The sequence below is a fragment of the Effusibacillus consociatus genome, assembly GCF_042652925.1.
In the GTDB taxonomy this organism is placed as follows: domain Bacteria; phylum Bacillota; class Bacilli; order Tumebacillales; family Effusibacillaceae; genus Effusibacillus; species Effusibacillus consociatus.
Window position 1 is genome coordinate 1 of sequence record NZ_JBHSHC010000156.1, and the last position, 627, is coordinate 627.

Consider the following 627-nt stretch of genomic DNA (forward strand, 5'->3'; position numbering starts at 1 on the left):
GCAAGCGGGCATTGGCTTTAAGGCGAATAGCGTATTTGTGGCCTTTGGTTTCGACGAGATCGAACAGTTCAGGTACGGCAAAGCCGCTGTCGCCACGCAGTACAATGAGGGCACCCGGTGCCCACGTTTCGTAACGAGCCAGAACAGGGCCAATGAAGCGAACGACTTGACGAGAGGTGTATACGTTACCTGCACGGAGCTCGGCTCTCAAACAATCGCCAGTCAGTCCGTCAAAGCAAAATAGCGGATGGAACCCCTTCTGCTGGTAGTGATGGTTGTAGTTCGCTCCGTGTTGATCGCCATAGGCCGCAAAACCGGAAGAGTCCAGATCCATCACGAGCTGATCCCGAGGTTCGATCGCGTATATACGACCTTGCAATAGTTCATTCACTTTTTCCAGTGACTTGGCGGTAGCGATCGTTGCCTTTTCATTGAACCGGGATATCGTCGGCTGCGAAGCCAGGCGTTCCTTCCCCAGCATCGCGGTGAGAAGTGGTTCGTAGCACAAATCATCAGCATGATCATCGGTATGATAGCCGGCCACATGCTGATAGATTTTCTGGACTACGACATCGTCATTGGGATGATCCCGATGGTGAACAGGATCGTCGACGACAAGGAATTGCT

General features: G+C 52.6%; 1 protein-coding gene. It reads right to left on the reverse strand.

The genetic code is table 11. The features are described 5' to 3' along the window. The coding region (locus ACFO8Q_RS22865; protein ID WP_380029545.1) for a transposase at positions 1-627 on the reverse strand (627 nt) is incomplete at both ends.